Below are 14,880 nucleotides of genomic sequence, written 5' to 3'. Positions count from 1 at the left end.
TCGTGCCATTTTTTCACTCCGTCTTGAATAGCTTGCTCAAATAAAGAACGTCCATTCTCCATGCACGGCAAAGGCCACATGAAAGAATGGACGAATACCGCTTGGGAACAAGCGGACCGTAGTATCTTGCGGTGCATCACAGAGTATGTACCTAAGTTACTACGGGATCATGCTGTTGGTACTTATTCGTATTCAATTCGTACACACAATTGTGATGTACTAAATTGAATACGGTGCTCTTTGTTTCAAGCAGCTTTACTCATCTATTTTCAATACCGCCATAAATGCTTCCTGTGGTACTTCTACGTTACCCACTTGCTTCATGCGCTTCTTGCCCTCTTTTTGCTTTTCAAGCAGCTTCCGTTTACGGGAAATATCGCCACCGTAGCATTTGGCCAGGACGTTTTTACGCATAGCCTTAACGGTTTCACGCGCTACAACCTTCGTTCCGACAGATGCCTGGATTGGCACCTCGAACATTTGGCGTGGGATCAGCTCGCGCAGCTTCTCACAAATGATACGTCCGCGATGGTAAGCGCGATCTCTGTGGACGATGAACGATAACGCATCAACCTGTTCGCCGTTTAACATAATATCCATTTTCACCAAATTAGACTGGCGATAGCCTGAAATTTCGTAATCGAAGGAGGCGTAGCCCTTGGTGCTGGATTTAAGCTGGTCAAAGAAATCGTACACGATTTCGGACAGTGGAATCTGGTACGTAATAGTTACCCGTGTCGTATCCAGATACTCCATGGTCACATACTCACCGCGCTTGGTCTGGCAAAGCTCCATAACCGTACCTACGTAATCATTAGGCACGATAATGCCTGCTCTTACGTACGGCTCCTCCACATGATCAATTCGTCCGATTTCCGGGTAATTTGACGGGTTATCGATCTGGATTGTTTCGCCATTCGTCAGCTTAATGCGGTAAATAACGCTCGGCGCCGTCGTAATCAGCGGGATGTTAAATTCGCGTTCAATCCGTTCCTGAATAACGTCCATATGAAGCAGACCGAGGAAACCACAACGGAATCCGAAGCCCAACGCGCTTGATGTTTCCGGCTCAAAGCTGAGCGAAGCATCGTTCAGTTGCAGCTTTTCGAGCGCCTCACGCAGATCGTTATACTCGGATGTTTCGATCGGATACAGCCCGCAATATACCATCGGATTAATTTTCCGATAGCCCGGCATCGGTTCTGTTGTTGGATTTTGGCATCCGTCACCGTATCCCCGACACGCGTATCGCCCACATGCTTGATACCGGCAACGATAAAACCAACATCACCGATGTTTAGCTCGTCCACGATGCTCATACGTGGCATGAAGGCTCCTACCTCGATAACCTCAAACGTTTTATCGGTCGCCATCATTTTAATTTTAGAACCAGCCTTGATGCTGCCATCCACGACGCGGACATAGACGATAACGCCTTTATATGGATCATAATGCGAATCGAAAATAAGCGCCTTCAGCGGATTATTCGGATTCCCTTGCGGAGCAGGAACGCTTCTGACCACCTGTTCCAAAATTTCCTTGATACCGATTCCAGCTTTGGCCGATGCGTGTACAGTCTCGCTCGTATCCAGGCCGATAACATCCTCGATTTCCTGCTTCACCCGTTCAGGATCGGCACTTGGCAAATCAATTTTGTTAAGCACCGGCAGAATCTCCAAATTGTTGTCCAACGCCAAATATACGTTAGCCAATGTCTGTGCTTCAATACCCTGTGCCGCGTCTACAACCAGCAGGGCGCCTTCGCAGGCCGCCAAGCTTCGGGAAACCTCATAGGTAAAATCGACGTGTCCCGGTGTATCAATCAGATTCAAAATGTACTCTTCGCCGTCATCGGCCTTATAAGTGAGTCGCACTGCCTGGAGCTTGATTGTAATCCCGCGCTCCCGTTCCAAATCCATCTGATCAAGCACTTGCTCCTGCATTTCACGGGATGTGAGTGCACCGGTATATTCCAAAATCCGGTCAGCCAGCGTGGATTTACCGTGGTCTATATGTGCAATGATACTAAAGTTCCGAATTTTACGTTGTCTTGCCAAAATGTCAGTCATGCCTTACCCCACACAATGCCTAGTGTCAATCAGCTTATTATAGCAGTTGTATAGGGGGTCAGCAATATTTCTATTCCGTTACTCCGTCAAAAACAGACACAACCCAGCGAATCCCCTGTCTTGACAGGTTTTGCAGCAGCCCGGCCGTTTTGTCCGCCATGGTATCCACCGAGGTTTGTTCTGCCTTGACAGCCAATAGTTCACGCGGTGTCTCCTGGCCCTGCAAATTGGCATCCTGTGCTGTCGAATACCACTGGGGAGTTTCTCCTGTGGCTTGGATCTCACCTCGTTCTTGTAGATTAGCTTTGTAAGTAGCCGCTCCCGTTCCGGAGTCCATTACGACATTCCCATTTCCGTTATATGTGCGGGTATACGCACGAGCATCGGCTGCGGGTGTGTCTTCAATAACCGTCTGCTCATATCCAACGACGTTCTGCTGTACTTTGCTCTGAACCGAGTCTCCGGCCCATTCAGGACCATATACAGAACGCAGTCCGGAGCCTGCCAGTTGCATGCCGAGCAGGACCCCCGCCCCATCAGAATTACAAATCCAAGCGCTTTTTTACGAAAATGTCCGGACATTACATTTCCTCCTTTCCACCGCCTCAATTAATTGCCACCGTTGCTCTTTTTCGTATCGGATACGTTAGTACCCGCTTTCTGTGCTTTCTGATCCTCCCAGTACACCTCACCGATCATATCCGCCAGAACGTCAGAGGTACGTTTCAGTTCCTCTTCGGTATTATCAATCCCACCAATTTCGATCAAAATGCTATGAGAAGATAAGCTCTGATTGTACTCACCGTTGTTGCCTTTACCGCCATCCTTCCCCCATATCCCACGGGAAACGCCGTGATACGACATTTCCAGCTTCTCATGAATACGAGCGGCGAAAGCTTCATTTTTGCGCCAGTTTTTGTTGTCATGGCCGATAATAAAATACACCTTGGCATAAGAAAGTCCGTTTATCGTTACTGTCGTTTTGCCGTGACGTTGAGAATCTCTGTGGATATCAAGCAGATAGGTTAAGCTTTTATTTCCAGCCAAAGCTTCCTTGACCGTTTCACGCGAATATTTATAGGAGTAATTCCAATTGTAATTTTGAACGGTTTTGGCATAGTCCTTGTTCTCATGCAAAGTAGATATCCCTTGCTTCTCCAATCTCTTTTTTACAAATCCCCTACTCTCGACACATTGGCTGATTTAGAGCCAGAATTGGGATTGGAGCTGGTTTTACTGAGCAAAGGGTTATATGCCTCTCTCGGATGAGAATGGTAGATTAATATACGTTTGGCACCTTTGTCTGCTGTATCACTCGGATCATCCTCTTGCGCAGGGTCCGTTTCTGGCGTTGTCGGAAGATCTGGCGTTGTAGAGCCATTGTTCGATGGATTGGTAGAAGCATCGGGGCCGCCAGGAGCATCCGTCGTTCCCTGATCAGGCTGATAATCAATAGGTGCCTCCACCTTGTTGTTCCCTGAACCCTTGCGCAACAAAACAGGCGTACCCGCAGACATACCAGGTATTTCGCGAGCTATGAGACTTTTGGGGTCCTGTGGATTAATACCTGTGAGCATTTGGAAAACAAAAGGCGACCATTGTTCACCCGACAACGAAGATTGTTGCTTCTTCTGTGCCAAATGAGGTACTTCCATACCGAGCATGTCCGCAAAAAAACCGCTGGAAACCGAGCCTGCAAATCCTTTCATCGAAGACACCGGAGACGTTTGTAAACGATTTTCCGCCAGTCCTCCCAGCCCCAATACAACAAATAAAAGCGCCGAGCCCATAATAAGCAGCACAAGCGTATGTCCCATAGCCAAAATTTCAAGGCCCTTTCTTCTCCATCTTCCGACGTTCCAGGTTTGAATTTTTTTCATGTGGGTCTTGTCCTCCTTCGTCCCGTCGAAGCCCGCCTCATGTTCAGAACCCTATAGGTTCAGTTAGCAGCGGAAATCTCTTATACTTCAACTCTATGAACGGAGAACAATTACTAGAACACAAAAAAATCTCTATCCACAGGTAAATCCCACCCCTTATTGCAAGAGATAGGATGCCTGCTAGATAGAGAATTTTGTGTATGAAATATGCTTTTACTAACCCTCATTAATGTGTATAAGCGGCGACATTGCCGGGATCGACGGCTTCATGCAGAGCGGCGTTCAATCCGGTTGCAATAATATTCGCAATATCTTCGATAAATTCGTCAATCTCCTTAGGTGTCACAATCAGATCATGTCCCAGCGGCTGAAGCACCTCTCTCACCAGTCCAAGTCTCTCAGGCTCGGAAATATCATCCAGCATCCCTAGTATTGCTTTCGTAGGAGCCTTTTCCTTGGCAAAATGTGTTTTCATCAGCTCAATTACATTATTTACGATGGTCGAAGCGTAGCATACCGTTGGAACGCCGATGGCAATGCACGGAACACCCATAATATCCTTGGTGATGCCGCGCCGCTTGTTACCAATACCTGAGCCCGGATGAATCCCGATATCTGCCACCTGGATGGTCGTATTGACGCGCTCCAGTGAACGTGATGCCAGAGCGTCAATAGCAATAATCAGCTCCGGCTTTGTGCGATCAACGATACCCTGAACAATTTCGCTCGACTCGATTCCCGTAATGCCAAGAACCCCCGGTGCAATCGCGCTCACATCCCGATAACCCGGATTGATTTGATCAGGCGTCAGTTCAAAAAATTGACGAGTCACCATCAAATTTTCAACGACAAGCGGACCTAGTGAATCGGGAGTGACATTCCAGTTGCCCAGACCTACCACAAGTACGCGTGCCTTACTGGAGATCCCTATTTTTTGTATAAATTGCTCCATCTCCTTAGCGAATGCGATGGCTACCCGTTGCTGGAGCCCGGTGTCACCTTTACGTAAACCGGGCACTTCCAGCGTCACGTAATGCCCCTGAACCCGTCCAATACGGTTAGCACCCTCTTCATTCAGTACATCCAGACGCGTGATTTTAATACCGTTATCTTCCTCCACATCCTCGTTGATGCCCGCCAGCGGCATTGGCTGATTGCGTTCCGCCAACTCTCTTGCCTCCAGCGCCAAATCCGTACGTACCGCATACTTCTGCAAATCCAAATCCATCATTTACGCCTCCTTTTATACCATCTCAGGTTATAGTGTGCGAGACACCCGGCAGGTTTATGCACATCCATTTTCATCCTGTAATCTACCCCAGCCCGGAATGTTTTCTTATTGCAATTTGAGGTGTGGCGTGCTAAAATATTTTAAGTTGTGAAACGTTTGTGTTCATAAGTAATGCCTTTACAGGAGGTGAATGTAATGCCAAATATCAAATCCGCTATCAAACGCGTTAAAACAAACGACAAACGCCGTGCGTTGAACGCTTCTCAAAAATCCGCGCTTCGTACAGCAGTAAAAGCTGCCGATACAGCGTTGGTGAATAACGAAGCTGAAAATGCTACTGCCGCTTTCAAAGTAGCTTCCCAAAAGCTGGACAAGGCTGTAACTAAAGGTCTGATCCACAAAAATGCAGCTGCTCGCAAGAAATCCCGCTTGGCGAAAAAACTTAACGCTCTTACAGCTCAAGCGTAAGCAAGAGCTACTTTTATACGTTAATGAAAAAATCCTGACCAGCCTTGGCTGATCAGGATTTTTTAGTTCACCACGATTGGATTCTGCAATGTTAGCTCTCACTTAAAATAAACCGATCGGCAAACGGGCCGGGTTAGACCGAAGCTCCCGCGCCCATTTTCAGCAAAAACATCTCCAGCCCCAGCACCTTGTCGACAACTCCGGTTTTCATGCGGTAATCTAGCTCGCCTAAGTCGTAGAGAAGCTGTCGCAACTGCTCAGGACGGAATCTCCGCGCCTGCTCACCGGCAACTTTCACCCCATATGGATGCAAACTAAGCTGACTTGCAATTTGCTGCTGGGAATAGCTTTGACCCATCAGCTCCTTGACCTGCAACATAATACGGAACTGTCGCGTGATCAAAGCTGCAATCTTGATCGGTTCCTCTTTTTGCTTAAGCAGCTCATAAAAAATACTGAGTGCCTTATCCAGCCGCAAATTAGCCAAATCCTCGACCATCGCAAACACATTTTGTTCCGTACTGCGAGGCACAAGCGATTCAATATCTGCAGTAGAGATGGTACCCTGTGCTCCCGCATACAGGCACAGTTTGTCTATCTCGGCAGCCAGTGATTGCAGCCCGGTCCCCGTATATTGAATGAGACTTTCAGCAGCTCCCGCCGCCAATTGGACTTCTCTTTCCGCTGCACGCTTATGAATCCATGCCACCAGATCATCTCCACCCAACGGAGTGAAGGCAATAACCGAGGCGTCACTTTTCAGCCTTTTAACAATCTTTTTCCGTTCATCCAGCTTTTCAGCCTGAACCGTAAAAATGATAATGCTATAGTCAGCCGGGTTATCCATATAAGTCAGCAGCGCTTCAATGTGGTGCTCAATCTTACCGCCGTCCTTGCCTGCCGCAAATACACTGGTGTCCCGTACAATAATCAGCTTTTTTGGCACCAAAAAAGGCGCAGTCTCGGCTTCCTCCACGACTACCTCAATTGGCGTCTCGGTCAGATCGTAGGGAATAATAGCAAAGTCGCGATGCTCCTCTTCCACCACTTTTTCCTTAAGCATATCGACAAACTGCTTCATTTGATATTTTTCGCTGCCGTAGAGCAAATACACTGGCGAAATATCGCCTTTGCGAATAGCCTTAGCGGCTGTTTTTGCATCCATTCTCCGTACCCCCCATCCATTGATCGTACCCGACATCTGGTCGGAAGGCAAGTCATTATACAAACGAAAGGACCCTGCCTATAGGCAAGATCCCTTCACCACCATCTATATCAACACGGCAGCAGAAAGCTCTAGAAACTTTCGGCCGTCGGGATACGACGTCGGTTCATACAATCTATTCTCTGCTTTTAAAAATGTGCCATCTTCATAGCAACTATTTTCCAAAGGTACGCGGAATGGTATACGTATATTTACTTGCTGTACCATCCTGCTCAGTCTCATACATGAAGGTTTGGCTGTCTTCTGACCAGCTTCCTTTGACCCAGGCACCCTTCAAAGTACGCACTTCCAGCGTTGTCCGGTCTACACCGTTGTCGGAAAGCTTATACACTTTCAGCTTTTTGCCCTCAATGACCACCGCATAGCTGCCATCAGGTGAATTAAGCTGATCTGTAGACGTCGACTGGGCGCTAAAGGTGGAGGCATTATTGCTGTCCGGAGAGATTATTGAATTAGATGAGAAACCTTCATTGCGTACCGGGTTTTGCGACCCGGAGGGTTGCTGATCATTTGAAGCTGTATTGCTGCTCATATCTCCCGTCGTAGTCCCCGAATCCTTGGTAACCCCTTTGGAGGTCGTGTCTTTCGACGTTTCATTTGAAGCAATCCGATTCTGTAACATCATATCCTGACTGACAGACAATGACGAATCATTAGTAGCCGTACTGTTGTCATTACTGTCTTGAGCAGTACCTGTACCCACTATAGGTGCTTTTTCTAATTTTGGTTCTCCCTGCTGTTCAGGGGCAATCGTTTGTTGTTCGGATTTTCCCTGCTTAGACTGTTTATCATCGGACTTAGGAGTATCCGCAGCAGAACTTTGCCCGGCAGAGTTTTCTTTTGTCGCCTGACGATCCGTGTTTGGCTGTCCCTGCTGGCGATCCTGACGGGAAGGATGCCCTGCTGGCGTATGCTTCATTGAGCCTTTTTCACCAGCTCGCTGATCGTCACGTTGTGCAGCATCCTGTGTGGAAGGATTCTTTTGATCATCCGCACTGTTTACATCCTGTTTGCTCGGGTCAGGTTGCTCCCCTATAGGTGGCTGGGATGCGTCCGTTCCCTGATCCTGCTCTGACGGCTGCTTGATCGAATCCGATCCAATAGCTGCATCACTGCCTCCGCTTCCATTCACCGTACCTGGAACTTCTGTCTGTTTCTGCTGACTCATCACTCCAGGCGACTGGGAATCAAGCAAGCCTTCCGCATCCTGCACCGTTTTCGGTTCAAAATTGAATACCACAATGCCCAGTACAACAGCAGCGGCAGCCACGCCTATCGCAGCTCGCCCTCTCATCCGATTCCACCAAGGTATAGGCTGAGTACGCTGTCTCGGTCCCGGTCCAGGATCAGCAGCTACAGGCTGCATCTCCTGAAGCGCGCTTCCCTGCTCCTCACGTGCGCGGTCAATGGCATCAAGCTGAGGCATGATGGAATCCACCAGGCTGAACGCCGGGGAAACCGCAGGCAATTCCTCCAGCTCGCGTGAGAGCGTCTGAAGAATGTGAAATTTTTCCGCACAGTCCGGGCAAGTCGCAATATGGTTCATTAATTGGGACGTCTCTTCTTCGCCCAGCTCATGATCCACATAACGCTGCATCCAATCCATCACCTCTTCCCCACACTTCATCCTGATACACCACCTTTCTGATATTCCTGAAGTAGCCCTTGCAATTGCTGTCTTGCACGATACAAGTATGACTTGACCGTATTTAGCGGCAAATCCAGAGAGTCGGCAATCTCGTTATAAGAGAAATCCTGCAGATATCTCAATACGATCACCGTCCGGTGGTGCTCTGGAAGCTGCTGTATAGCCTCACGAACATCCTGTGCCAGGTAAGAGGTCAACACCTCGGCCTCCACATTTTGGGGATCGTTGAATATCATGTCGTGCTCATCAATGGATACCGAGGGCTTCGTCCTCCTGAATTTGTCGATACATATGTTCGTTACAATGCGCTGAACCCAGGTTTTGAACTGCGCCTTTTCCTCATAAGAGTTAATTTTGGAATAAATCCGTATGAGGGCTTCTTGTGAAGCATCCATGGCGTCCTGTTCATTGTTTAAAATGTAATATGCCGTACGGTACACATGCTGTTCTATCTCTCTTAATAGGGTAATGAGAGCGTCGCGATCGCCCGATTGAGCGGCTCGAATGAGTCCCTGCTCTACCACAAAGGATCCCCCTCTCCCTGCAATATTACAGACGTTTCCCTTTTGCAAATTGTTGCAGGATAGACGTCTGACGATAATTTTATTTTTTATAGTGTAAAAAATGTTACCAAAAGGCCCATATTCCCCATTATAGCCTCCCTTAGAATAACAGAAAAAGGGAAGGTAGTCACCTTCCCTTAGCCCTTACTCACATAAATCCACTGGAATCTGTCGAATTGAACTTGCATATTGTTACTTCTTGGAAACCAGGAAATCCGATATGAGTTCTAACTGGTAATTCAGAGCGATCGGGTCCTGAAAATAAAAGTCGTCGATCGAATACTGGTATACTTTCCCTGCTTTAACGGCAGGAAGATTTTTCCACACACTTTTAGATTCAATATCTTTCCCTTGATCTCCTCCATCTTCCCTAATCCCCAGGATCAGGTAATCGGCATCGCCTAGCATCTCCGGTAAAGCCTCCATCGAAATGCTGGCCCAACCCTGTTCGAACGCCACCTTTTCTACCTTCGCCGGGGCATGAAGCCCCAACTCATCGTAAAGTATGGCTCCTCCCCGTCCGTAGGACTTGCCATAGAGATATAATTCTTTGCCCGTTATCTCAAAAATAGCAATTTTTTTACCCGAATCAATGACATCAGACAAAGCCTGTTTCTTCTCAGCAATCTTAGCCGCAAAATCAGCAAGGCAATTCTTCGCTTCCTGCTCCTTGTTTAACACTTTGCCCAGCTCCATCAGACGATCCTTATATTTATATTTACCGTATGGAATAAACACTGTAGGCGCTATTTTTTTCAGATTTTCATAAGCTTTCTCATCATAGGTAATGATCAGATCCGGATTCAGGGTGGTCACCTTTTCAAGGGACAGTGCGGAGCTATCACCGATATTTTCAACACCATTCAAGTATTTTTTATAGTATGGAGCATCGAATACAGTGTCTGGAGCCCCTACAGGTGTAATCCCAAGTGCAAGAACATCGCCTACATAGTCGCCGACCGCTACAACGACACGCTGTGGATGTTCAGGAATAGTAACTGTACCTTTATCGCTTTCATATGTACGTGTGTCAGCTGCATCTCCGGTAGATGCAGTTTTCGAATCAGCCGTTGTCCCACTGTCCGTTGCCATTCCTCCTGCATTCGTGGCGCATGCGCTCAGTACCAGCATCAATGAAATAATCAACAAACAAGCCGAAATCCGGAATTTTAAATAGTTCACAATAATCCTCCCATTGATAATGATTCTCATTTTCAATAATTCTTAGATTCTATCAAAGCTCATAGGTTATGTCCATGCAGATTGGATTATAAGCAAAAAGCCCACTCCTTAGAGTGAGCATATATTTTAGTGTTTTACCTGAGACACTCTTGTTCGTTGCTAGGTTTAAGCGTGTCCATTGGGGCATCAGCATATCACGGCAATAACTGTGCAATTCATCTTGTATCTGCATGTTCAAGGTTATGTTTGTACCGTACACTCAATTTGCCTTGGTGCGCTCGGATTTGCACCTCTCCCATCGTATCTGTTCGATATATGGCAGAACCAACCGCTGATAGGCGATCCAATACCGCTTCATTCGGGTGTCCATATGTATTGCTAGCTCCGACTGAAATGACGGATACCTTCGGTTGCCAGTAGGATAACCATTCTTCCGAGGTGGAGTACTTGCTACCGTGATGTGCTATTTTCATGACGTCTACAGCTTGTCTTACAGCCAACGTCTCCCCCTTTCCTTCGGTATGGGATGGAGAATGAGCTAACTCGGAGAGCAACTGCGATTCTGCTGCATCATCCATATCTCCTGTGAACAAAAAGGAAGCCCCCTCCATCTCCAATATCATTGCAACGGAATAATGATTTTGGTCCTTCACAACGGCCAAACTTCCGGTTTCTTCTTCCGACGGAAGCGGATGAATAAAGCGGATTTTCGTATCCTGATCCGGTCTCCACTCCATACCATAATGCGCACCATACAGCTTGACCTGCTTGTTTAAAGCCGTGTTCAACAGCTTGCGAAAAGGGGGCTTGTCTGTCAGGGTGCCGTTAAAAACCAAGGCTGATACTGGAATCTGGTCAAGCACAGCCTGCAATCCTCCGGCGTGGTCATGATCTCCATGCGTTAAAATGACTGCGTCCAGCCGATGTACACCGCGCTGCTTCAACAAGGGTACAATCGTATCCTCTCCTACCTCATAGGGGTCTTTTCGTTTGCGCCAGGCATTTTTTCCTGTCGTAAAATCCATCGTGCCCCCTCCATCCACCAAAATATGTTTACCGCCCGGCGTTGTAATTAAAATGCTGTCACCTTGGCCTACATCCAGGTATTGAACCGTTCCCGTATTCCCTCCACCTGGAGTTATGTAACCTATACACAGGATGCCAAGCCAGGCAATACCACTTAAAGCCAGCGCCAAATGACTATAACCATTCCACTGTTGACGTGCATATTTGCCTGCTCCTTCAGGCTCACGCTCCGTCTGCAATATAGCTGCCCACTCCGCAGATGCCGCTAATCCTGTATGTATGGGTGATGGCATAGGAACGGATGTGCTTTGTCCCACCGAATTGCGTCCGGCTGAAAGTCTCTCTTTTTCCCTCCCCAGTGCTGCCCCCAAGCTAGCAGTTTCATCTGTTCGCCTTTGAGATATGATCCATGATTTGAGCCAGTACAGAATACTGTACAAAGCAGCATAATACGCTATGACCCACAGAATGGAGGAAGACGGCCAAATACTCACATAAGTGTCATCCACGTTCATCCATCTCACAAGCCAAAAGGTCAGTTCGTTCAGCTGCTCTGCCGGCCATGCAAGGATACGAGCCCCGTCCTCCCATAGAAAGGCGATTCCCATCGCCACCGTACCCAGTGGAAGCACGATATACGTAATGAGTGGAACGAGTACAAAATTAGCTACAAACGATAGCAGCGAGAATTGATTAAAGTAGAAGACCGTCATCGGAAACGAAACAAGCTGCGCTGTGATCGTAATCGCAATTTCGCCGCCGATCAGAAGAGGCCATTTGGCGAAAAACGGCTTCATCAGCGGCATGTAAATGAGCAGCCCGGCTGTTACCAGAAAAGAAAGCTGAAAACTGACACTAAGCAGGTAATACGGATTCCAAAGCAGCATCAATAACGCGGACACACTCAAAATGCTAAGTCCGTCCTTGAGCATTCCCCGTCTGGCTGCAAACAGGCCGATCATAGCCATAATTCCAGCCCTCACAACAGAGGGAGAAGCACCTGTCAGCAGTACATAAGCCGGAATAAGCATCATCACGACCGTAAGAGACGTCTCCCGACTCACTCGCAATAGCTTGAGTAAATACAGTAGCGTAGCTGCATATACCGCCACATGCATACCGGATATCGCTAAAATATGCGTTAATCCAAGCTGCGTAAATTCGTTATACGTTGCCGGGTCCAGCTCATCCGTAACTCCTAGTACCAGTCCTTTCATATATCCTGCGTGATAAAGAGAACCAAAAGCTAAGTCCATCCGTTGCCCCAATTGCTCCCTAAGCTGATCATTCCACCTGAACAAGGTGTAACGGTTCCACTGGGAAGCTTGCTGCTTCTGTAGCGAAGCGGCTCCATTCCCTTTGAAAAGCCAGTGAATCTCCTGTGTATGCAGGTATTCATTGTAATCAAAGCCGCCAAAATTCCCCGCTGTTGCAGGAGCCTTTAAGCTGCCGTACAGTTGAATTGCATCTCCACGCTGCCATTCTGCCGCAAGTTGCTGTTCCTGTTTGGCAGCCAGCTTGATGTGCACTATAACCTGTTCAGAAATAGCTTCGCTCTTTCCAACCCCGCCCTGAAAAGTGTCATTTGGCGGTAATTTAGAACCAGTACGGGTACTACTCGCAGATGTAGGCTTCTTGTTCGGATTGGAATTGCCTCTCGTTTTGCTTATTGCAGTAATCCTCATCTCAAATTGTGCCCGATCACCGTCTACCTGTACCTCGGAAGCAATAAATCCGGATGCTTGAACAGGCACGTCTTCCAGCTTGGAAGCCGATACATGAAGGGCCTCGGGAATATGGCTCACATTATGCGTATCATACCAAGCCCAATGAAATCCACCTCCGCTCAAGGCAAGCCACAGCAATACCACATGCCGGACTGGAATTTTCATCAATAGAGCTACAAGAGGTAAAATCAGCGTGACACCCGTCCAGAGCAACAGCAGCATACGTCCGGAATACAAGCATGCTCCTGCACTTCCCGTAATCCAACATACCGTAAGGGTTAAGATAGGTCTGCTTAAAACCAGTTTGGCTTGAATATAACCACCTCCCGGTAGAAAAATAGGGTTCTGTGCTCAAACCGCAAAACAAAAAAGAACCCCTGACTAAATAGCATTTCGTCAGAGGTTCTTCCTCGTGTACTTTTTAATTTATCATGTCTTAATTCATAACATCCATCAGCGTTTCTTTTGGTGGATGATAGTTCTCCAACATACGGAAGGCAATTCCTTTTTGCTCCATCATGGCACGAACCTTGTCGGCATCCTTTGGGTAAGGACGGTGGTATACAATCTCCACAATACCGCTGTTCGCCAGCATGTTGGCACACGTCCAGCACGGCTGGTCGGTCACATATACCGAGGAGCCCTCACGATCAATCCGGTCCGTGAACAGTAGCAAGTTCTGCTCCGCATGAATCGTGCGGATGCAGCGCTGCTTTTTAACCATTTCCTCCAGCCCCTCGCGATGCACGACCTCGTATTCCTCCGAAATCATACAACCTGCCTCAGAGCAATCAGGTACCCCGGATGGTGCACCATTATAGGCTGTACCCAAAAGCTTTTTGCCTTGTACAAGTACGGCTCCAACATGACGCCGCGAGCAGCGCGAACGGGTAGATACCATATAAGCGATATCCATAAAATAGGTGTCCCAGTCCTTGCGTACATCTGCACTCATATCCATCTCTCCTGTAAACACAAGTTACAACGTAAATATATCCGCTAAAGCCATCCTGATAGCCTGCACATCGTCTACTTATGTAATTATAAGCTGACGTAAGGCTTCATTTTCGCCAACATTTTAGCGCCGATTCCCTTCACATGATCCAAATCGTTCACACGCTTGAACGGCCCGTGCTGATTACGATAGTTCAGAATCGCTTCGGCCTTTTTAGCTCCAACCCCCGGCAGTTCCATTAACTCGGCAGCAGTCGCCGTGTTGATGTTCACCTTTTTTTCACCGGAAGCGGATGAAGCAACGGGATCGCTCACTGCATTCGTCCTGTTCGTCGTGGTATTCGAGTTGTCAACGCCAGTAGCGGAAGTAACGAAATCAGAATCCGTCGCCTCAGACTGCTTTACAGTACTGGAGCTTTCGTTCCCGTCGACCGATGCACTAGCAGAACCCTGTACAGCACCACGCTTCACATTGCCAGCTCCTTCGCCATCCAAACTGCGTTCAGCTTTGCCTAAGGCTTCCGTTACAACACGCTTTCCTTGAGTCTGGCCGCTATTGCTCTGCAACTCATTTTGATCCGGCTCTACTATTAAAGCCTGCTCTACCTTACGATTAAGCAACTGCCACTCTTCTTCCGGCTCCGGACGCTGTCCACCAGCAAACAGAATAAGCCCACTGCCGATTAGGGAAAGCACTATTGCCGTTCCAGTCCATACGCGGTTCATTTCCATTTCGTCCCCTTCTACACATAGATTTAGGGAAAGTGAGCCACTCAATACAGCGTCACAATCGAACAGAGCAAGCCTGTCTATCCCATTAACCGGAGGATGTAAACAACCTCCATGCGGTTCGCTGTGAGCCATTTTCCAAAGAGGTACGTCCTTGGGCACGATCTAATATGCTAAG

At 47.8% G+C, this 14,880-nt stretch carries 9 protein-coding genes and 3 pseudogenes; 1 reads left to right on the top strand and 11 read right to left on the bottom strand.

What is annotated here, in order from left to right; genetic code table 11:
• Positions 1-255 precede the first annotated feature (255 nt).
• From lepA to gpr, 4 genes and pseudogenes are all read right to left on the bottom strand, one after another.
• Positions 256-2,069: pseudogene (gene lepA, locus ASL14_RS21705) on the bottom strand (translation elongation factor 4).
• A gap of 70 nt (positions 2,070-2,139) precedes the next feature.
• A pseudogene (locus ASL14_RS21700) lies at positions 2,140-2,651 on the bottom strand (hypothetical protein).
• A 27-nt stretch (positions 2,652-2,678) separates the two neighbouring features.
• A pseudogene (locus ASL14_RS21695) lies at positions 2,679-3,949 on the bottom strand (stage II sporulation protein P).
• A gap of 226 nt (positions 3,950-4,175) precedes the next feature.
• Positions 4,176-5,177 (bottom strand): GPR endopeptidase, encoded by a 1,002-nt coding sequence (gpr, locus tag ASL14_RS21690; protein WP_134914608.1) that lies wholly within the window; start codon positions 5,175-5,177, stop codon positions 4,176-4,178.
• A 198-nt stretch (positions 5,178-5,375) separates the two neighbouring features.
• Between gpr and rpsT the strand changes: the two genes are divergently transcribed.
• Positions 5,376-5,648 carry a 30S ribosomal protein S20 gene (gene rpsT / locus ASL14_RS21685; RefSeq protein ID WP_044645117.1) on the top strand — a complete coding sequence of 91 codons (273 nt, stop codon included), beginning with the start codon at positions 5,376-5,378 and terminating at the stop codon, positions 5,646-5,648.
• 133 nt (positions 5,649-5,781) lie between these two features.
• On the opposite strand, the gene holA is transcribed toward rpsT, so the two are convergent.
• The 7 genes from holA to ASL14_RS21650 form a co-directional block, all read right to left on the bottom strand.
• Positions 5,782-6,813 (bottom strand): DNA polymerase III subunit delta, encoded by a 1,032-nt coding sequence (holA, locus tag ASL14_RS21680; RefSeq protein WP_134913416.1) that lies wholly within the window; start codon positions 6,811-6,813, stop codon positions 5,782-5,784.
• A 214-nt stretch (positions 6,814-7,027) separates the two neighbouring features.
• Positions 7,028-8,500: a zf-HC2 domain-containing protein gene (locus ASL14_RS21675; protein WP_134913415.1), complete on the bottom strand. Its 1,473-nt coding sequence runs from the start codon at positions 8,498-8,500 to the stop codon at positions 7,028-7,030.
• Complete coding sequence (locus ASL14_RS21670; RefSeq protein ID WP_014282534.1) at positions 8,497-9,045, bottom strand: RNA polymerase sigma factor; 549 nt, start codon at positions 9,043-9,045, stop codon at positions 8,497-8,499. Before ASL14_RS21670 ends, ASL14_RS21675 begins: the two co-directional genes overlap by 4 nt.
• Before the next feature lie 231 nt (positions 9,046-9,276).
• Positions 9,277-10,266, bottom strand: coding sequence for an iron-hydroxamate ABC transporter substrate-binding protein (locus tag ASL14_RS21665; RefSeq protein ID WP_134913414.1), 990 nt, complete (start codon positions 10,264-10,266; stop codon positions 9,277-9,279).
• Positions 10,267-10,481: 215 nt separating this feature from the next.
• Positions 10,482-13,235, bottom strand: a complete 2,754-nt coding sequence (locus tag ASL14_RS21660; protein ID WP_134914607.1) for a ComEC/Rec2 family competence protein — start codon at positions 13,233-13,235, stop codon at positions 10,482-10,484.
• Positions 13,236-13,455: 220 nt separating this feature from the next.
• A complete protein-coding gene (locus tag ASL14_RS21655; protein ID WP_134913413.1) occupies positions 13,456-13,974 on the bottom strand; it encodes a deoxycytidylate deaminase in 519 nt (172 codons plus the stop codon).
• A gap of 86 nt (positions 13,975-14,060) precedes the next feature.
• Positions 14,061-14,699 carry a ComEA family DNA-binding protein gene (locus ASL14_RS21650; RefSeq protein WP_134913412.1) on the bottom strand — a complete coding sequence of 213 codons (639 nt, stop codon included), beginning with the start codon at positions 14,697-14,699 and terminating at the stop codon, positions 14,061-14,063.
• Positions 14,700-14,880 lie beyond the last annotated feature (181 nt).

Origin of the sequence: Paenibacillus sp. IHB B 3084 (assembly GCF_001447315.1) — a bacterium.
GTDB lineage: Bacteria > Bacillota > Bacilli > Paenibacillales > Paenibacillaceae > Paenibacillus.
Note: the sequence above shows the minus strand (reverse complement) of the source record. Positions and strands in the feature narration are given on the sequence as shown.

Excerpts from the sequence above, each read along its gene's own strand:
- ASL14_RS21655 (WP_134913413.1), bottom strand. The coding sequence starts at position 13,974 with ATGAGTGCAGATGTACGCAAGGACTGGGACACCTATTTTATGGATATC.
- rpsT (WP_044645117.1), top strand. The coding sequence starts at position 5,376 with ATGCCAAATATCAAATCCGCTATCAAACGCGTTAAAACAAACGACAAA.
- gpr (WP_134914608.1), bottom strand. The coding sequence starts at position 5,177 with ATGGATTTGGATTTGCAGAAGTATGCGGTACGTACGGATTTGGCGCTG.
- ASL14_RS21650 (WP_134913412.1), bottom strand. The coding sequence starts at position 14,699 with ATGAACCGCGTATGGACTGGAACGGCAATAGTGCTTTCCCTAATCGGC.
- ASL14_RS21675 (WP_134913415.1), bottom strand. The coding sequence starts at position 8,500 with ATGAAGTGTGGGGAAGAGGTGATGGATTGGATGCAGCGTTATGTGGAT.
- holA (WP_134913416.1), bottom strand. The coding sequence starts at position 6,813 with ATGGATGCAAAAACAGCCGCTAAGGCTATTCGCAAAGGCGATATTTCG.